General features: G+C 64.9%; 15 protein-coding genes. 10 read left to right on the plus strand and 5 right to left on the minus strand.

All coding sequences use genetic code 11. The features are described from left to right. Window positions 1-38: 38 nt before the first annotated feature. Window positions 39-665, minus strand: a complete 627-nt coding sequence (locus tag BN2475_RS20630) for a lysozyme inhibitor LprI family protein (RefSeq protein WP_094781392.1) — start codon at window positions 663-665, stop codon at window positions 39-41. A gap of 324 nt (window positions 666-989) precedes the next feature. On the opposite strand from BN2475_RS20630, the gene BN2475_RS20635 reads away from it, so the two are divergent. The 7 genes from BN2475_RS20635 to BN2475_RS20665 all read left to right on the plus strand — a co-directional run bounded on the left by BN2475_RS20635 (window position 990) and on the right by BN2475_RS20665 (window position 7,838). Beyond that, window positions 990-3,299 carry a putative bifunctional diguanylate cyclase/phosphodiesterase gene (locus tag BN2475_RS20635; protein WP_094781359.1) on the plus strand — a complete coding sequence of 770 codons (2,310 nt, stop codon included), beginning with the start codon at window positions 990-992 and terminating at the stop codon, window positions 3,297-3,299. A gap of 250 nt (window positions 3,300-3,549) precedes the next feature. Beyond that, a complete protein-coding gene (locus BN2475_RS20640; RefSeq protein WP_094781393.1) occupies window positions 3,550-3,738 on the plus strand; it encodes a hypothetical protein in 189 nt (62 codons plus the stop codon). A gap of 120 nt (window positions 3,739-3,858) precedes the next feature. Beyond that, window positions 3,859-5,259 carry an FAD-containing oxidoreductase gene (locus BN2475_RS20645; protein WP_094781360.1) on the plus strand — a complete coding sequence of 467 codons (1,401 nt, stop codon included), beginning with the start codon at window positions 3,859-3,861 and terminating at the stop codon, window positions 5,257-5,259. A 51-nt stretch (window positions 5,260-5,310) separates the two neighbouring features. After that, a complete protein-coding gene (locus BN2475_RS20650; RefSeq protein WP_094781361.1) occupies window positions 5,311-5,673 on the plus strand; it encodes a cupin domain-containing protein in 363 nt (120 codons plus the stop codon). Between the two features lie 226 nt (window positions 5,674-5,899). Then, window positions 5,900-6,475 (plus strand): TMEM175 family protein, encoded by a 576-nt coding sequence (locus BN2475_RS20655; RefSeq protein ID WP_094781362.1) that lies wholly within the window; start codon window positions 5,900-5,902, stop codon window positions 6,473-6,475. Between the two features lie 2 nt (window positions 6,476-6,477). Next, on the plus strand, window positions 6,478-7,353 hold the full coding sequence (locus BN2475_RS20660; protein WP_245841442.1) for a hypothetical protein: 876 nt from the start codon (window positions 6,478-6,480) through the stop codon (window positions 7,351-7,353). Continuing rightward, window positions 7,350-7,838, plus strand: coding sequence for a metallophosphoesterase family protein (locus BN2475_RS20665; protein ID WP_094781363.1), 489 nt, complete (start codon window positions 7,350-7,352; stop codon window positions 7,836-7,838). The genes BN2475_RS20660 and BN2475_RS20665 overlap by 4 nt, the downstream gene beginning before the upstream one ends. Before the next feature lie 70 nt (window positions 7,839-7,908). On the opposite strand, the gene BN2475_RS34540 is transcribed toward BN2475_RS20665, so the two are convergent. Continuing rightward, window positions 7,909-8,244: a hypothetical protein gene (locus BN2475_RS34540; protein WP_162494337.1), complete on the minus strand. Its 336-nt coding sequence runs from the start codon at window positions 8,242-8,244 to the stop codon at window positions 7,909-7,911. Between BN2475_RS34540 and dapF the strand changes: the two genes are divergently transcribed. Then, complete coding sequence (gene dapF / locus BN2475_RS20670; protein ID WP_094781364.1) at window positions 8,128-8,928, plus strand: diaminopimelate epimerase; 801 nt, start codon at window positions 8,128-8,130, stop codon at window positions 8,926-8,928. The genes BN2475_RS34540 and dapF overlap by 117 nt on opposite strands. 96 nt (window positions 8,929-9,024) lie before the next feature. Next, the gene (locus BN2475_RS20675) at window positions 9,025-9,654 is read left to right on the plus strand and encodes a LysE family translocator (RefSeq protein ID WP_094781365.1); all 630 of its coding nucleotides are present in this window, start codon (window positions 9,025-9,027) and stop codon (window positions 9,652-9,654) included. A 261-nt stretch (window positions 9,655-9,915) separates the two neighbouring features. On the opposite strand, the gene BN2475_RS20680 is transcribed toward BN2475_RS20675, so the two are convergent. Both BN2475_RS20680 and argA read right to left on the minus strand, forming a co-directional pair. After that, entirely contained in the window at window positions 9,916-10,188 is a 273-nt protein-coding gene (locus BN2475_RS20680) for an oxidative damage protection protein (RefSeq protein WP_094781366.1), read from the minus strand. Between the two features lie 55 nt (window positions 10,189-10,243). After that, on the minus strand, window positions 10,244-11,632 hold the full coding sequence (argA, locus tag BN2475_RS20685; RefSeq protein ID WP_094781367.1) for an amino-acid N-acetyltransferase: 1,389 nt from the start codon (window positions 11,630-11,632) through the stop codon (window positions 10,244-10,246). Between the two features lie 23 nt (window positions 11,633-11,655). On the opposite strand from argA, the gene hrpA reads away from it, so the two are divergent. Beyond that, window positions 11,656-15,951, plus strand: a complete 4,296-nt coding sequence (gene hrpA / locus BN2475_RS20690) for an ATP-dependent RNA helicase HrpA (protein WP_094781368.1) — start codon at window positions 11,656-11,658, stop codon at window positions 15,949-15,951. Between the two features lie 440 nt (window positions 15,952-16,391). Here the strand turns inward: hrpA and BN2475_RS20695 are convergent, their stop codons facing one another. After that, complete coding sequence (locus tag BN2475_RS20695) at window positions 16,392-19,226, minus strand: YadA-like family protein (RefSeq protein ID WP_094781369.1); 2,835 nt, start codon at window positions 19,224-19,226, stop codon at window positions 16,392-16,394. Window positions 19,227-19,506 lie beyond the last annotated feature (280 nt).

The raw sequence follows: 19,506 nt of genomic DNA on the forward strand, positions 1-19,506 counted from the left end.
CCACCGAAGCACCACCGACGCACTGCCAACTCACCACCTTATGGCGCGGCATCCGCCTGCATTTGCGGCGGAGCCAACATGGCGACACCACAGAACCAGTCGCTATCGCGCGGCTTGTCGTGCCACGGGTTGGGGCTCTGCCCGATCACGGTCGAGCACTGCTCACTGACGACGAGCCCAGGATTGGCGGCCGTGCATTGAAGCACGGCTGGTCCGGCGGCATGCGCTGCCGCCATCGATGGTCTGCGCCGGTCGTCTGCAAAGACCGGCGTGACTGGAGTAGCCGGCGCGCCCGGAGCAACGGACGGTTCGGGCGGCGGCCCCGTCCGCATGCTCTCGATCAGCCGTTGCAACTCGTCGATACGCGTCGCGTACCAGGTTCCCAGACACTCGAGATCGCGACAATTCGCTTCCCGCCATGCCCACTTGCTGTCGCTGTCGCTGTCGCTGTCGCTGTCGCTGAGAAACGCGCGCCGGTCGATAACTCGCCGACGCGCTTTCCAGTACAGTTGCCCCAACGTGTCGTCGAGTTTCGACAGCGCGGGATCGTTGCAGATCATTCTTTCAGTCAGCGAACGTCCCCGGTTGCAGTCGAAGCTCGTCGCGTGGGCAGGCAGATGCGTGAGCATCAGGCCGGCGATCAGAAGTGAGCGGAATACTTTCATGGCGGTCGCGGCAGTGCGTGGGTTGTTCATGCCGTGAATGATCGACCGGATGACCGGGATGCAGACCCCTGAAAAACGCCTGACTTGCTTCAGGTCCTTACCAGATCTTGCGTCGCATGAGGCAGGCGGCAACCTGCCAGGACGTTGGTTGCGGACTATGCGAACGGAGCGCTTGCGGGCACCCACAAGCCTGGCGTACACCGCGCCGCAACCCCGCCCCGAGCACCGCCAATCCATGCATCCCAAATATTCCACGTCGGATTCGCGTAAACCCCAGTGTGCCGCTTACACTAACGTGCCGATGTTGGGTTGGGGGGCGCATATATGAGCTGTGAAGCAACATCAGGTTGCACCATGGGAGCGACGCCACAGGGCACCCGCTACCAGCCGGATCTGGCCGAAGAGGTGTTGGCGTCGGAGCGTAGCGTGTTGCGGCTGATTACGCGCAATACGCCGCTGCCGGAATTACTCGACGAGGTGTGCCGCCGCGCGGAAGCGCTGCTCGGTGAAGGCGCGTCCTGTTCGATCCTGCTGCTGGACGCCGATGGCGTGCACGCGAGGTGCGGTGGCGCGCCGTCGCTGCCGCCGCATTTCAGCGCCGCGATCGACGGCGTCGCGATCGGTCCGCACGCAGGATCGTGCGGCACCGCGATGTACGAGCGGCGCCTCGTCGTCGTCGAAGATATCGAAACCGATCCGCTGTGGGCGGATTACCGGCATCTCGCGTTGCCGCTCGGCTTGCGCGCGTGCTGGTCCGTGCCGTTCGAAAACGACGCTGGCGCGGTGCTCGGCGCGTTCGCGGTGTACTACCGCACGTCGCGCCGTCCCAGCCGCGAGGAACAGGCGCTGCTGCGCGACATCGGCAACAGCGTCGGTCTTGCGGTCCATCAGGACACGATGGCGCAGCGTCTCGCCCATAGCGAAGAGCATCACCGGCTGGTGGTCGATCATCTGAGCGAGGGCATTCTCGTGCAGTCGCGCTCGGGCGTGGTGCTGGCCTGCAATCCGAGCGCGCAGCGCATGCTGCGCACGACGCCGCAGGTCATCGGCCGCAGCATCGAAACCGTGATGCTGCGCGCGTTCCACGAGGACGGCTCGATCGTCACCGATGCCCAGCGCCCGATCATCCAGGTGCTGGCGACCGGCAAACCCGTGCTCGGTGTCACGATCGGCGTGGAGCTGATCGACGGCGACATCGTCTGGATCACGGAGAACGTGGTGCCGATCGTCCGACCGGGCGACACCGAGCCGGACTCGGTGCTGATCTCGTTCACCGATCTCGGCCCGGTACGCGAGGCGCAACGGCAGCTCAAGTTCCTCGCCACCCGCGACTCGCTCACTGGCCTGTACAACCGCGCCTATCTCAGCGAGCGCATGCGCGATCTGCTCGCGCCTGTTGCGGCCGACGGCTCGGGCGGACTGGCGAGCCTCGCCGTGCTGTTCGTCGATCTGGACGGTTTCAAGAAGGTCAACGATACGGCGGGTCACGAGGCCGGCGACGCGCTGCTGTGCAGCGTGGCCGAGCGGCTGTCGGCGTGCATCGGGCGCAACGACACGCTGGCGCGCGTGGGCGGCGACGAGTTCGTGATCGTCGTCAGCGCCTACGAAACGACCGGGCGTCTGATCGGACTCGCGCACCGGGTCCTCGACATGATCGCGGTGCCGTTCGCGGTGGCGGGCAACGAGTACTACCTGGGGGCGTCGATCGGCATCAGCCAGTTTCCCGAAGACGGTCAGGACGCCGCCACGCTGATGCGCAACGCCGATTCGGCGATGTATCACGCCAAGCAGCGCGGCCGCAACAACTTCCAGTTCTTCACCGCCGAGCTGAATCAGCATCTGCAACGCCGCTTTACGATCGAGCAATCGTTGCGGCGCGCGCTCGCCGCCGAAGAACTGAGTCTGGTGTATCAACCGATCGTCGATAGCGAGAACGGCCGCACGATCGGCGCGGAAGCGCTGCTGCGCTGGTACAACAGCGATCTGGGCAATGTGTCGCCGGGGGAGTTCATCCCGGTGGCCGAAGACGCCGGGCTGATCGCCGAGATCGGCGACTGGGTGCTGGCGCGGGCCTGCGCGCAAGTCGCGCAATGGCGGCGCACGCTCGCGCCGGATCTGATCGTCGCGGTGAACCTGTCGCCACGGCAATTCAACGACGGGCTGCTGGAGCGCGTCCAGCGCTGTCTGTCGGAGTCGGGACTCGAGCCGGCGGCGCTCGAACTGGAGATCACCGAACGGCTGCTGATGCATGACAGCGACACCGTGCTGCCCATGCTGAGCGCGTTGAGCGAGATGGGCGTGCGGATCTCGGTCGACGACTTCGGCACCGGTTATTCGTCGCTGTCGTATCTGAAGCGCTTCCCGCTGCATAACCTGAAGATCGACCGCTCGTTCGTCGCGGGCTTGCCGGATCATCGCGACTCGGTCGCGATTACGCAGGCGGTGGTGGCGATGGCGCATTCGCTCGGCATGAACGTCACCGCGGAAGGCGTGGAGACCGCCGAGCAGGCCGCCTTCCTGCGCTCGATCAATTGCGATAAGCAGCAAGGCTATCTGTACAGCCGGCCGGTTGGCGCGAGCGCGTATGCACGCTGCCTGTGCGACGCGCAGATGAGCATGGCCAGCGCGCCCTGAACGAGCGGGTGGCTGCGGCCGCCCGCGCGCATTCATCAAACTGTCAGGCGCTCGCCGGTCGGCCCGCGAGGCGGGCGAGCGCGCCATCGATCCGTCAAGATAGACGGTCCGCTGGCGCGATTGTTCGGATTGGTCAACAAGTGACTTCGCGTTCGCGGTATTTATCCGTAGCTGTCCGCTTCATACAATCCTCCCATCGAAATGCATATTGAGCGCGGTGCCGAAGCGGCGCCGCGCGATGGGAGTCGTCATGCCAGCCTTGATCAGAAACCAGTTGTACCGACCGTCGGTGGTGCTGCCGATGGTCGCGCTCATGCAGGTGATGGTGGCGCAGGATTTCAATCTCGGCCAGGTCGGCTGGGTCGTGGCGGCGCGCGGCGCGCAGGCCGCGCTGCAACGCTCGCGCGAACTGATTTGCGCCGTGCACTGCCACGCCTGAATGCACCCCTGAACCCACCCCCACTGAAACAGATCCGCCGCAATCAGCGGCACCGCGTGGCGACGCGAGGCACTAAGGGTAAGATGCTACGACCTGCACCCAAGCCTCGGGAGAGTCGTCATGCCACAGCACTTCGACGCAGTCGTGATCGGTACCGGACAAGGCGGCTCGCCGCTTGCCGTGCGTCTCGCTCAAAGCGGGCGTAAAACCGCGGTGGTCGAACGCGCGGCCTTTGGCGGAACCTGCGTGAACGTCGGCTGCACACCCACCAAGTCGTATGTGGCTAGCGCGCGTGCCGCGCACGTGGCGCGCCATGCCGCGGAATTGGGCGTGCAGGTGAGCGGCCCGGTCAGCGTCGATCTCGCGGCGGTCAAGGCGCGCAAGGACAGGATCATCGGACAGTCGCGCGACGGGGTCGAGAAATGGCTGCGCGGCACCCAGAACATCACCGTATTCAACGGCCACGCGCGCTTCACCGGTGCGCATACGTTTGCGCTCAGCGGACCGGACGGCGAGGTGCTGACTGAATTCAGCGCCGACGAAATCTTCCTCAACACCGGCACACGCGCGATCGTGCCGCCGCTCGAAGGTCTCGAACGGATCCGCTACCACACCAACTCCAGTCTGCTCGAACTGACGGAATTGCCGAGTCATCTGGTGATCGTCGGCAGCAGTTATATCGCGCTCGAATTCGCGCAGGTGTTTCGCCGTTTCGGCAGCCGCGTGACGGTGCTGGTGCGTGGCGAACGCGTGCTCACGCGCGAGGACGCCGATTTCGCGGAGTCGGTGCGCAAGGTGCTGGCACGCGACGGTGTGGAGTTCCGCTTCGGCGTGCAGCCTGCGCGGGTCGAGCCACATCCGCATCGTGCGAATGACGTGTGCATCGGCTTCGAGCAGAACATGCCGGCGCTCGAGGCGTCGCATCTGCTATTCGCGACCGGCCGCGCGCCGAATACCGATGACCTCGGCCTAGCCACCGCGGGCATCGCGACCGACCGGCACGGCACGATTCCGGTCGACGGCCAGTTGCGCACCAATGTGCCGGGCATCTGGGCGATCGGCGACATCAACGGCCGCGGCGCGTTCACCCATACTTCCTACGACGACTTCCAGATCGTCGCGGCCAACCTGATCGACGGCGGCACGCGCAGCGTCGACACGCGGATCATGACCTACGCGGTGTTCGTCGATCCACCGCTCGCACGCGTCGGGCTCTCCGAGGACGAGGTGCGCAAGACCGGCCGCGACGCGCTGATCGCTACCATGCCGATGTCGCGCGTGGGTCGCGCCCGCGAACGCGGCGAGACCGACGGCTTCATGAAGGTGATGGTCGACGCGCAGAGCAGGCGCATTCTCGGGGCGGCGATCCACGGCATCGAAGGCGATGAGGCGATTCACACGTTCGTCGACATCATGACGGCGGGCGCGCCGTATCCGACCTTGCAATACGCGATGCACGTTCATCCGACCATCAGCGAGCTGGTGCCCACCTTGCTCGATGGGCTCAAACCGATGAAGTGAGCAGCAGGCGCGCACGACGCCCATGGCGCGGAATCAGCTCGGACACGATCGATGAAACACGTACTCGCCACCGGCAATCTGTTCGACTTCAACGCAGCCACATCCATACCCGCATGCGCCGGCGAGCGGGTCGACGCGCTCGTCGAGCAGCGCGGCGTCACGATCGAGCGCATCGTGTCGACCGGGCAGGCCAGTGCGCCGGGCTTCTGGTATGACAGTCCGCGCGCCGAATGGGTCGTGCTGCTGAGCGGCGCGGCGACGCTCGAGTTCGAAGGCAACGCGCAGCCGCATTCGATGAAGCCCGGCGACCATGTGCTGATCGACGCGCATTGCCGACACCGCGTGGCATGGACGAGCGATAGCGAACCGAGCGTGTGGCTCGCGGTGTACTACCCGGGCGACGTGTCGAGTTGAACGGCGCACGCGCGGCGGGTGTCAGTCCCGGCGTGCGCTGCCGGGCCGTCGCATGGTGGCGCACGCCACGCAGGGCCACGTAGCGGCACGTAGCGCCACGTAGCGCATCGCTCTCGCGCATCGACAAAGCGTCGCGGCATCGCGGATAATCGGCAGCGGCGCGGGTCGTCTGCGGGACACGGCCGAGCTGTGCGCCCAACCGCATTCGTCATCAGGAAACCCACCGATGGGCAAGGGACGTGTCGAGGCCTTCAGCGATGGCGTGATCGCCATCATCATCACGATCATGGTGCTCGAGCTGAAGGTGCCGCAAGGTTTCGATCTCGCCGCGCTGCGTCCGGTGGCGCCGGTGTTCTGCGCGTACGTGCTGAGCTTCGTCTACGTCGGCATCTACTGGAACAATCACCATCACCTGTTCCATGCCGTGCAGCGGGTCAACGGCGCGGTGTTGTGGGCCAACCTTCATCTGCTCTTCTGGCTTTCGCTGATGCCGGTCGTCACGCACTGGATCGGCGCAACGCATCTGGCCGCGTGGCCGACCGCGATGTACGGCGTCGTGCTCTTCATGGCCGCGATCGCCTATTTCATTCTGACGCGCATGCTGATCCGCGAACACGGCAAGGGGTCGACCATCGCCAAGGCGGTCGGCAGCGACTTCAAGGGCAAGGTGTCGGTCGTGTTGTATCTTGCCGGCATCGCGCTGGCCTTCGTCGTACCGTGGGGCTCGGCGGCGCTTTATACGTTCACCGCCGCTTGGTGGCTGGTGCCCGATCGGCGCATCGAACACGTGCTGGAAGCATAGGCATGCTGCTCGCGCTGAAGCTCGTGCTGGTGCCGGCTTTTCTCGCCGCGTTGACGGTGGCCGCACGCGTGTGGGGGCCGTCGGTGGCGGGATGGCTGGCGGGGCTGCCGGTCGTCGCCGGACCGATCGTGTTGCTGCTTGCGTTGGAGCGCGGGCCGTCGTTCGCGGCGCAGGCGTCGGTGGCCTCGATAGCGGCGATCGCCGCGTCGGAAGCATTCAATCTCGCCTATGCGTGGACCTGCCGACGCTTTGCATGGCCGCTCGCGACGGCTGCCGGCATGGCGGGATGGCTGGGTGCGGCGCTGTTGCTTGCGCATCTGTCCGCGCCTTTGCCAGGCTCGCTGGTGGCGGCGATGGCCGCGGCATGCGTGGCCGTGGCGGTCTCGCAAAGCTGCCTGCCACGGGTGACGGGCGCCGTGCCGGCGGCGCGTGGCGGGCGCGTCGATCTGGCCGTGCGCATGCTGGCCGGCGCGCTGCTGACCGTCATGGTGACGACCATGTCCGTGTCGATGGGCGCGACCTGGAGCGGGCTGCTGTCGGTGTTTCCATTGCTTGGCATCGTGCTCGCGGTGTCGGCGCAGCGCGCGCACGGCGTGGACTTCGTCGCGTTGCTGATGCGCGGCATGGTGATCGGGCGTGGCTCGTTCGCCGCGTTCTTCGCGGTGGCCGCGACGATGCTGCCGCGCTATGGTGTCTGGTTGAGTTTCGCGTGCGCGGCGGTGGTGTCGATCGTCGTGCAGGGCGCGACGCGGCGCATGCTCCGCGCGAGGCGGCCAGTGCCGGCCGCCTCGCGGGCAGCGGGCCGGGTCGGGCGGATGAGGCGGGATGATGCCGAAGGAGGCCGAATGACGCCAACTCGTCGGAACCCGACGCTATGACTTCGCGTCACTCACGCTCGCCGACGACCCGCATCGGTCTCATCTCCGATACGCACAATCTGATGCGGCCCGAAGCGCTCGTCTATCTGGCCGGCTGTGACTTGATCATTCATGCGGGCGATATCTGCAATCAGGCGGTGCTGGATGCGCTGAGGAAGATCGCGCCGGTCACGGCGGTGCGCGGCAACAATGACACCGGCGACTGGGCTGCGTCCTTGCCGACGCATGCGACACTGACCGTGCAGCAGGTGACGATACGCGTCGTGCACGACATCGCCGAGCTGGGCGCTGATCTGTGCAGCGAGGGTGTCGGCGTGGTGGTGAGCGGCCATTCGCACAAGCCGTCGATCAGTGAGCGCGATGGCGTGCTATTCGTCAATCCTGGCAGCGCGGGGCCGCGCCGTTTCAGGTTGCCGGTCTGCGCGGGAATGCTGCGGGTCGAAGGCGCGCAGGTGAGCGCGACTTTCGACACGCTGCTCATGTAACAGAACGGGCCGGCAGAAATCTGCCGGCCGGTTTGCGGGCCACTTGCACGGCTCGCCGGTAATGCGCGTTTCAGGCACGCGCCGTTGCGCGCGGCGGCCATCCATCCATGCGAAAAAGGTGAAAAGCTGGGTATCCGTATTCGGCGGTTGAGTTGTCATTGTGCGGCGCAGTGAATGCGGCGGGATGCCAGTGGCTATAGAGGTGTCGCTGAACGACCACAATCGGCCGGTGGACGCGCCCTGCTAGATCGTCAACAATCTGCCGCATATTCAAGAATGGGCCAACGGTATGACTATGCATTTCGTAAAGATGCATGCGCACGGCGACGACTTCGTTATTTTGGATTTGCGCGGCAAAGCCGATCCGATAACGAGTGAGGTAGCTCGCAGTATGGGTGATCGACATAGAGGAATCGGGTTCAATCAGCTTGCCGTCATGCTTGACTGCGATGATGCGGCAGTACGCTTACGGTTCTGGAATGCCGACGGGTCCATGCTTGATACCTGTGGGAGCGCAACCCGAGGCGTCGCGGATATGCTCATGCACGAAATCAATAAGCCTACCGTCGTGCTAAGAACTAATCGCGGCTTGCTTACCTGCACGCGGGACGCGGATCAACGCGTGTCGGTCGATATGGGAAAGCCTCTGCTTAACTGGCAAGACATTCCCCTCACCGAGGAAATGGACACCACTGCGCTCCCCCTGTCCGGCAACCCCACTGCCTGTAGCATGGGCAATCCGCATTGCACGTTTTTCGTTGAGGATTTGGGGTCCGTGGACGTGGCCGCTATTGGACCAATGATCGAAACCAACCCGCTTTTCCGCAATAGGACTAACGTGCACTTCGTACAGGTTATCGATCGTGGTCGAATCCGCTTGCGCATTTGGGAACGTGGAGGCGGTATACCGCTCGGATCGGGCTCCTGTTGTTGTGGAGCAGCCATTGGAGGAATTCGACGCGGCCTTTTGGATGACACGGTCGAAGTCCAGTGCGACGGGGGGACGGTAAAGGTGCAATGGGACGGCATCGGCAGCGTTTTTCTGACGGGATCGGTCAAACCAGTCTTTTACGGAAAGATTGTTCTTTAGGTTTGCCCAGCAGACGTATGCGGAGAGCGCAATCGATTCGCAATCGACGACAGAAGCGATGGTAGATTAGGCCACTTGAATTGAAGAGGGGCCTTTATGAGTGCACATACCTACATGCTGTTCATTGGCGCCAGCGTGGTGCTCTGTCTCGTACCAGGACCGGACATGCTCTTTCTGCTGGGACGGTCGATTGCCCAAGGTCGATCCGCTGGGTTGAGTGCAGCGTTTGGCATTAACCTTGGCGCGTATGTACATTTGCTTGCCGCTGCCAGCGGGTTATCAGCGTTGGTTTTAGCATCAGCAACAGCATTTTCTGTGGTGAAGTGTGCTGGTGCGGCATACCTCATCTATCTTGGATGGGGCGCTCTGCGGACCAAAGGCGGGCTCGTTTTCCCGGAGGGTGGTGGCGCAAAAGAGGTCGCTTTGCGGCGTATCTTCTGGCAGGGATTTCTGAGCGACGTATTGAACCCCAAGGTCGCGTTGTTTTACCTTGCACTGCTTCCTCAGTTTTTGAGCGCACACGACTCGGACCCAATGAAGCATCTCCTTGCTCTTGGCGTGACTGGCAACATGGTCGGGATAGCGACCAGTGTCATCTATGTTTTTATCGCGTCCCAGTTGACCAATGTTCTTCGGCGTAGCCCCACCGTCTCGACCTGGATCACCAAGGCGATGGGCGCGTTGTTCGCCGGGTTGGGCGTGAGACTCGCTACGGAGAAGCTGTAACGAAATTCCACCGAAATGCTCACTTTCGAAAACGGCCTTGCGATGGCCGATGGCGAATGGTCGCTTGGGAGAAAACTGAGTGACAGCTTCGGGTCCGAAATGCCTCCCCCGTGCGACGGACGGTCGGCGCCCGATTTTTGCGATGCTGCGGAGAACGCCTGTATCAACCGCAAAATACGGACACCCAAAAAACCCCAAAAAAATCCGCGCTCGCGGCGCGGATTTTCTGTCTATACGAGAGGGTGTTGCCCGAACGCCTGCTCAGGCCGACGGCGGCACGTAACCCGACGCGGTATCCGCGCCCTCACCGAAGAAGAACTTTTCGGTCTGCTTCATCAGGTATTGACGTGCGCGGGGATCCGCCATGTTCAGACGGTTTTCGTTGATCAGCATGGTCTGTTGCTTCAACCAGGCCTGCCACGCTTCCTTCGAAATGCTTTCGTAGATCCGCTTGCCGAGTTCGCCCGGCAGCGGCGGGAAATCGAGGCCTTCGGCTTCCTTGCCGAGCTTCGCGCATTGAACCAAACGAGTCATGCTGTGCTTCTCCTGTAATCGATGTGGGGCGGCCAGACGCTTGATTGAGCGCCGCTCAGAGCTGTTTCATCAGCACCAGCGACTTGCGCTGCCAGTTATAGAGTCTGCGGCGGTCTTCAGGCAAGTCGTCGACCGTGACCTTGACGAAACCGCGTTTGAGGAACCAGTGTTCGGTGCGCGTGGTGAGCACGAAAATGCGCGTCAGGCCGCGCGCCCGAGCGCGCTGCTCGACGCGCTTGAGCAGGCGCTCGCCGTCGCCGGTGCCTTGCGCTTCGGGCGCGACCGTCAGGCACGCCATTTCGCCGATGCGCTCCTGCGTATACGGATACAGCGCCGCGCAGCCGAACAGCACGCCATCGTGCTCGATCACCGAGAAATGGTCGATGTCGCGTTCGATCTGGTGGCGGCCGCGCCGCACCAGCGTGCCGTCCGCTTCCAGCGGCTCGATCAGCGCGAGAATGCCGCCGACGTCGTCCGGCGTGGCTTCGCGCAGGCTTTCGAGGTTCTCGTACGAGATCATCGTGCCCACGCCGTCGTGCAGGAATAGTTCGAGCAGCAGGCTGCCGTCGAGCGCGTACGGGATGATGTGCGCCCGTGCGACGCCGCCCCGGCACGCGCGGATCGAATGCTTCAGGTAGAAGCCCGCGTCGCCGGTGACTTCGCCGCTTTCGTGCAGCTTGTACGCGTCGTCGAGCGACAGTTCGCGGATCAGTTCCGCGCCGTTTTCGCCGGCCTGCATCAGCCCCGGCGTTTCGGTCAGGAACACGATCTTGTCGGCGCGCAGCGCGATCGCCGCGGCCGAGGCCACGTCTTCCATCGAAAGATTGAACGCCTCGCCGGTGGGCGAGAAGCCGAGCGGCGATAGCAGCACGAGCTTGCGGCTCGCGAGCGAGTGGCGGATCGAATCGGCGTCGATCTTGCGTACCACGCCGGTGTGCTGGAAATCGACGCCATCCAGAATGCCGACCGGCCGCGCCGTCACGAAGTTGCCCGACACCACGCTGATGTGCGCGTGTGCCATCGGCGTGTTCGGCAAGCCCTGGCTGATCGCGGCCTCGATGTCCAGACGCACTTCGCCGGCCGCTTCTTTGGCGGACTCGAGCGCGCGGGCATCGGTAATGCGCATGCCATGCGAAAACTCGGATTCCACCCCATGCAAGCTCATCTGCTCTTCGACCTGCGGTCGCGAGCCATGCACCAGCACGATCTGGATGCCCATTGCCTGAAGCAGCGCGATATCGGACACCAGCGCGTTCAGGAGCCCTTGATGTACCACCTCGCCACCGAAACCGACCACGAACGTCTTGTTTCGGAACGCATGGATGTAAGGTGCGACTGAGCGCATCCAGTCGACGAATTGCGCATGCTGTGCGAGGTCTTCCGCTGCTCCGGCGGGGGCCGGAACGCTCGCGGGCGCGGGGACGAGGTCGGTTTGGGAATTCATGCCGGGGATTATAATGCGCCCCCATGTCGAATGTACCCAAAAGTCCCGCTGCGGCGAACGAGAATCCGGCGCCGGCCGCCGATCAGAAGAACGCCGGCGCCACGCGGCGCCGCGCGGCACACGATGCTGAGCCCAACGCGCCGCACACGGCGCGCGAGCCGCGTCGCGAATCTGGCGCGCCTGCCCGAAAATCGTCGCAAGCGGGCGGCGCTGAACGCACGGCCGCCGGCCCCGAGCAGCGGGAGGCCAGTAAGCCGAGCGGTGAAGCGCGTGAACCGCGGGAAGCGCGTGAGCCGCGGGAACCCCGCGCGCCGCTTGCGCCGCGTGCGCCGCGTGCGCCTCGTGCGCCGCGCGTCGTCGAACCGAATCCGATCCCGCCGATCACGTTCCCCGAAGCGCTGCCGGTGTCCGGCCGCCGCGATGAGATCGCGAAGGCGATCGCCGGAAATCAGGTGGTGATCGTGTCGGGCGAAACCGGCTCCGGCAAAACCACCCAGTTGCCGAAAATCTGTCTCGCGCTGGGACGCGGCCTCGGCGCAGGCGGCACGGGTCTGATCGGCCACACGCAGCCGCGCCGCATCGCGGCGTCGGCGACGGGGCGCCGGATCGCCGAAGAGCTCGGCACGCCGTTCGGCGAAGTGGTCGGCTACAAGGTGCGCTTCACGGACAACCTGGCGCCGGGTGCGTCGGTCAAGCTGATGACCGACGGAATCCTGCTGGCCGAAACGCAGACCGATCCGCTGCTCAAAGCGTATGACACGCTGATCATCGACGAAGCGCACGAGCGCAGCCTGAATATCGATTTCCTGCTCGGCTATCTGAAGGAAATCCTCGTCAAGCGTCCCGATCTGAAGCTGATCGTGACCTCGGCGACCATCGACGCCGATCGTTTCGCGCGCCACTTTGGCAGCGAAGAGAAACCCGCGCCGGTGATCGAGGTGAGCGGGCGGCTTTATCCGGTTGAAGTGCGTTACCGGCCGGTCGTGGAAGACAGCCCGGCGATGAAAGCGGCCCAGGGCACGTCAGGCACCTCGCCTGCGTCGTCGCGCGAGCGCCCGAAGACCCAGCGCGAAGCCGATCGCGATCTGATGGAGGCCATCGTCGATGCGGTCGACGAACTCTGCCGCGAAGGTCCCGGCGACGTACTGGTGTTCCTGCCCGGCGAGCGCGAGATTCGCGATGCCGCCGAGGCGCTGCGCAAGCATCACCCGCCGCATACAGAAATTCTGCCGCTGTTCGCGCGGCTATCCGCGGCCGAACAGGAGCGTGTGTTTCGTGTTTCGAACGCGCGCCGCATCGTGCTCGCGACCAACGTCGCTGAAACTTCGCTGACGGTGCCCGGCATCCGCTATGTGGTCGATACGGGGCTAGCGCGCGTGAAGCGTTACTCGTACCGCAACAAGGTCGAGCAACTGCAGATCGAGTCGATTTCGCAGGCCGCCGCGAATCAGCGGGCAGGGCGTTGCGGCCGGGTCGCTGATGGCGTGTGCATCCGGCTGTACGAGGAGAGCGATTTCCAGGGCCGCGTGCGCTTCACCGATCCGGAAATTTTGCGTTCGTCGCTGGCATCGGTGATTCTGCGGATGAAGTCGCTGCATCTGACGGCGATCGAAACCTTCCCGTTCATCGAACCACCGCCCGGCCGCGCGATCGCCGATGGCTACCAGCTGCTCAACGAGCTCGGCGCCGTCGACGACGACAACCGGCTCACGCCGCTTGGCCGTGAACTGGCGCGCCTGCCGCTCGATCCGCGCGTCGGCCGGATGATTCTGGCCGCCCGCGATCAGCAGGCGTTGAAAGAAGTGCTGATCATCGCTAGCGCGTTGTCCGTGCAGGACCCGCGCGACCGGCCGATCGACGCGCAGGAGCAGGCTGACCAGGCGCATCGCCGGTTCGCCGACGAGCGTTCCGAATTCCTGCAATGGCTGAAAATCTGGAACTGGTTCGACGAGGCGGTCGCGCACAAGAAGTCGAACAAACAGCTGCACGAGGAATGCCGCAAGAACTTTCTGTCGCAGCTGCGGCTGCGCGAATGGCGCGACGTGCACTCGCAGTTGCTGACGGTGGTGCGCGAGCATGGCTGGCGGTTGAATGAAGCGGAGGCTACCTTCGAGCAGATCCATCTCGCTCTCCTGACCGGTCTGCTCGGCAACATCGGTCTCAAGGCGGACGACGAACCGTATTACCTCGGTGCGCGTGGCATCAAGTTCTATCTGTGGCCGGGCTCGGCGCTCGTGAAGAAGGCGGGCAAGTGGGTGATGGCAGCCGAACTGGTCGAGACGAGTCGTCTGTACGCGCGTTGCATCGCGAAGATCGAGCCGGAGTGGGTCGAGAAGATCGGCGCGCATTTGCTGAAGAAGTCGCTCTCCGAGCCGCATTGGGAGAAGCGGGCGGCACAGGTGTCGGCGTTCGAGCGCGCGATGCTGTACGGTCTGCCGATCTACCACCGGCGGCGCGTGAGTTTCGGCAACCAGGACCCGGCGCGTGCGCGCGAGCTGTTCATTCGCGGTGCGCTGGTCGAAGGCGAGTTCGAGACGAAGCTCGCGTTCTTCGCGCATAACCGCAAGCTGCTCGCCGAGATCGAGCAGCTGGAACACAAGTCGCGCCGCCAGGACGTGCTGGTCGACGACGAACTGATTTTCGCGTTCTACGACGAGGCGCTGCCGGACGGCATCTACACCGGCGCGGCGTTCGAGCGCTGGTATCGCGACGAGGTGAAAAAGAGCGGTCAGCCGGAAGACAAATTGCGGCTGCTGTATCTGTCGCGTGACGATCTGATGCGGCACGAAGCCGCTGGTGTGACGACCGATCTGTTCCCGAAACGGATGACGATGGCGGGCGTCGACATGGCGCTCACCTATCACTTCGAGCCGGGAGCGCCGCGCGACGGTGTCACGCTCGCCGTGCCGCTGTATGCACTGAATCAGGTCGACGCGCGCCGCTGCGAGTGGCTCGTGCCCGGCATGCTGAAAGAGAAGACGCAACTGTTGCTGAAGTCTTTGCCGCAGAAGTTGCGGCGTCATTGCGTGCCGCTGCCGGACTACGCGGCGGGTTTCGTCGACCGGCACGCAGGGCCGCGCTTCGGCGCGGGCGGTTTGCTCGAGTCGTTGATCGTCGATGTTCGCGAGCAAACCCAGGTCGCGACGAAGCAGTCGGACTTCAAGCTGGAGACCGTGCCGCCGCATCTGTTCATGAACTTCAAGGTCATCGACGAACACGGGCGGCAGCTTGCGATGGGGCGCAATCTGTCGCAACTGCGTGCCGAACTCGGCGGCCAGGCGCAGCAGCATTTCCAGAAGATCGCGTCGAGCGCGGCGGGCGCGGCGTTGGCGGATGCCGGGGGCGGCGTGGCGACGCCGTCGCAGACTGCCGGTGCAGGTGGTGCCGCGGCGCGCGGCAAGGGCGCGGCCGCGTCCGGTCCGCAAACCGCGTCGCAGGATGGCACGGCGGGCGCGGCGGGCACGGCGTTGTACGAAAAGCTGACCACGTGGAATTTCGGCAAGCTTCCCGAATTGCTCGAGATTCGCCGTGGCGGGCAGACGCTGTTCGGCTATCCGGCGCTGGTGGATCGCGGCACGCATTGCGACGTCGAAGTGTTCGATTCGCCGGATGAAGCCGCGCGGATTCATCGCGCGGGACTGCGCAGGCTGTTCGCGTTGCAGTTGAAGGAGCCGATCAGGTATCTGGAGAAGAACCTGCCGGGTCTGCGTGAAATGGCGATGCAGTACATGCCGCGCGGCACGCAGGAAGAGCTGCGCGATCAATTGGTCGACACCGCGCTCGACCGCGCCTGTCTGCAGGATCCGCTGCCGGATGATGACGTCAGTTTTCATGCGCGACGGGACGAGGGTCGCAGCCGTCTGACGCTGCTCGCGCAGGAAATCGCCCGGCTGGTCGGGCAGATTCTCAGCGAATACGCGAGCGTAACCAAGAAGCTGGTGCAGGCGAAGTCGTTCACCGCTGCGCATGCCGACATGCAGAATCAGCTCGATGCGCTGATTGGCAAGCGCTTCGTGGTCGATACGCCGTATGCCCAGTTGACGCACTTCCCCCGCTATCTGAAGGGGATCGCGCTGCGCGTCGACAAGCTGAGGGCGGACCCCGCACGCGACGCCCGACAATTCGCCGAGTATCAGCCGCTGTTGCAGCACTATCAGCGTGCGGTGGCGCAGCGCGGCGGCGTGCTGGACCCGCGTTTGTCGGAGTTTCGCTGGCTGCTGGAGGAGTTGCGCATCTCGCTGTTCGCTCAGGAGTTGCGTACGCCGATGCCGGTTTCGGTGAAGCGGTTGTACAAGGTGTGGGAGTCGATGCAGCGCTGAGCGGTGGGTTGGCCGCTAATGTGGCGGTGTGAGCGTGTGACCGTGTGACCTTGCGACCTTGCGACCGTGTGACCGTGTGACCGTGTGACCGTGTGACCGTGTGACCGTGTGACCGTGTGACCGAGCGACTGTGACCGCGTGACCGCGTGACCACGTGACCGCGTGACCGCGTGACCGCGTGACCGCGTGACCGCGTGACCGCGTGACCGCGTGACCGCGTGACCGCGTGACCGCGTGACCGCGTGCGTGAGATGGCGAGAACGAAAGTTCCGATGTTGCGCCTGCGCGCGGACCATGGGCGCGCGCAACTCCAACCCTTGTGGGAATGAAGTCGCGCGCAACCGACGCCGGCCTTCTTCCAACCCGCGCGCTTTGCCGCCGCCACGATGCGCGGGCCATTGCGGCGGCGGCTCTAAAGCGGATCGCTCCGTAATTTCGACCTACCAATGCACGCCGGCGCCGATTGACGCGCCGAACTGGCCGCGTGAATCGGTGGCGCCTTGCACCTTGTAGACCCACTTGCCGGTATCGGATAACTGCGACACGCCGATTGCCAAAGCCGACTGGCCGCCATACGTGCCGCCGGCCATCGCGACCATCCCACGACCCGGTAGAACCGCCTGCGGCAATCCCGCCATCGCCAACGCGGTGGCCGTGCCGCCGTATCCATCCCGGCGGGCCGAGCGGATCTGGTCGTCGGTATAGTGGTTCGCCTGACCGACCGCGCCGCCGATACTCTGCTGCAATTGATCGACGTTGACCGCGTCGGTGCCTCGCACGCCGGCGGCAACGTTGGAGACCTGCCGCTCCTGACCGACGCTGCCCACCGATACCGTGTTCGGCCGGTCCGCGATCGAGCCTTGGCCCAATGCGACCGAATTGTCGGCGCTCGCGTTCGCTGCCGTGCCAAGCGCGATGGCGTTGTTGCCGCCGGCAATCGCATTCGCCCCGAAGGCCGCCGCGTTCGCGCCGGTGGCCTGCGCGTTCGCGCCCGCCGCGACCGCGTGTGGGCCTGACGACACGGCGCCTTCGGTAGCGTGATCGCCTTGCGCACTGAGGAACGTGTTGTCCGCGCTAACCGCATCGAGCACGGCATGGTTGACGGCGCCAGTGACGGCCGCGTTCAACTGACCGAGATTGACCGCATCAGAGGCGCTCACGCCGTCGGCGACGTTGTGAATGACGGTGCCGCTGCTTGCTGCGTCGCCAAGCGTGACGCTCGCGCGGTTGACACTGCCATCGGCGTTCAGGTCGTACATGAGCGCGCCGTCGAGCTTCGCGGCGGTGGCCGCGCCCTGTGCGTTCACCGCTTTCAACTGGGCGAGGTTGACCGCGTCGGTATCGGCGGTGCCCGCGGCGAGGTTCGTTAGCTGGCGTTCGTTGCCAGCGGAGCCGATCGAAACGGTGCCCGCGCGATCGGCGATCGAGCCTTGACCGAGTGCGACCGCGCCGACGGCAACGGCGCTCGCGTCATTGCCGAGCGCGACGGTGTTTGCGACCGAGGAATTCGCGTGGTAGCCGAGCGCGGTCGAGCCGTCGCCTGAAGCCGCGGAGAGCCCGCCGATGGCTGTGCTGAACTCGCCGCGCGCCAGCGAACCCATGCCAGCGGCGACGCCGGCCTCGCCAGAGGCGAGCGCCGCGCTGCCGATAGCGACCGCGTCACTGCCAACAGCCAATGCGTTGTCGCTGCCATCGTTGAGGCCGTTGCCATTCGCGTTGAAGTAGCGCGATGCGTTTGCGCTCGCGGCCTGCAATTGGCTCAGGTTGACCGCGTCGGTCGGCTGGGTGCCGGCCGCGACGTTCGTGAGCTGGCGTTCCTGTCCAGCTGTGCCGAACGACACCGTGTTCGCGCGGTCAGCCACCGAGTTCTGGCCGAGCGCGACGGCGTTGTCAGCGCTGGCAGACCCCGCGTAGCCGAGCGCGACACTACCGTCGCCGGTCACCGCCGAATACGCGCCGATCGCGGTCGCGTTCGCAGCGCTTGCTGAGGCCGATGTGCCGACTGAAGTGGCGTTCAGCGCGCCAGCCGCGGCACTTGCTCCGAGCGCCGTCGAGCCGGTTGCTCCGGCGACTGCGGCGGCACCGAGCGCGGCCGCATCGGTACCAGTCGCGCTCGCGCCGGCACCTGCCGCGAGCGCGTGCGTTCCGCTGGCGACGGCGTCGTCGGAGCTGTCGGCTGGACCATTGGCTTTGAAGTAATGCTGGGTACCGCTTTCGACAATCGCCTCGACCTTGCCGTCGAGCGCGCTCAACTGGCTGACGTTGACGGCATCGGTCGGCGCCGCGCCCGCGGCGACATTCGTCAGGCGGCGCTCGTTGTGCGGTGAGCCTAGCGAGACTTCGCCGGTCGGGTCGGGAGCCGCGATCAAGGTGAAGTCCGAATCCATCGGAGCAAAAGCGGGTTGAGTCAGATCCGCGGTGGTCGCGGAGTTCGCGCCCAACGCGACGCCATTGGCGGCACTGGCGTTGGCATGGTCGCCGATTGCCACGGCGCCGAGGCCCGCCGCCATGGCCCCGTAGCCGAACGCGCTCGCATTGGCGCCGCTCGCTTGCGCGAATGCGCCGACTGCGATCCCGCCCACGCCGCTGACGGCGGCCTGGTTGCCGATCGCAATGCTGTAGTCGGCCGCTGCCAGGGCCGACATGCCGCCAGCGAAGGCCGCACTGCCGCTGGTTTGCGCGTGGTAGCCGACTGCGGTGGACCCAAAGCCGCTAGCCGTTGCCAGTGCGCCGAAAGCGGACGACGCCGCGTCTGCCGCCGTCGTACCCGCACCTGACGCGATGGAATGGACGCCCTGTGCGTTGGCGTTCAAGCCTGCCGCGATAGCGCCCTCGCTCTGGGCGGTGGCGTTCACGCCTGCTGCGATCGCGCCGTTGCCCTGCGCGCTCGCGTTCGGGCCGACGGCGATCGCGCCGCTGCCCTGCGCGTTGGCTTGCGTGCCGAGCGCGACCGAACTGTCGTCCAGCGCAGCCGCCTGCTCGCCAATCGCAATCGAATAGTCGCCGGATGCGCTCGCTGTCGTACCCAACTCGATGGGATCGAGGGCCGCCAGTGTGATAACTCCATTCGCGCCGACACCAGCCGGGGCCGGCGTGAGAAAGCCGGCGGCGTGGGCCGCTGGCGCTGCGGACGCGAACGCCGCCGCGGTCAGCACGCCCTGCACGATGGCCTTCTTTCGCGCCGCCGCACGGTTTTCCCTTAAGTTTGCCGGTCCGGATACGGCCAGCCACGCGTGCGCCGCTCCATACCAGGCGACCGAAGTATTTTTATTCATTGCGTTATTGCCTCCACTTTATTTGCGCGCGTGGACGATACGTGATTCAAGGTGGTTAGTCGGATTCCATCGCCCTGATAAACCGTAAAAACATGAAAGCCAATAGCTGGCGATTCCATCCGCACTCGCGCTTTCGTGTCTCTTGCACGTCCGGAACACCCGCGTCACGCCATCGATCCACAGAAACGAGTGTCAGGGTGATGAGGGTTGGATTATCGAGTCCGTCAGCGTCGCGCGGATATCAGCGAACTCTTAAATGAATAAAGATGATGGGTTATCT

This window comes from Paraburkholderia ribeironis, from assembly GCF_900019265.1.
GTDB lineage: Bacteria > Pseudomonadota > Gammaproteobacteria > Burkholderiales > Burkholderiaceae > Paraburkholderia > Paraburkholderia ribeironis.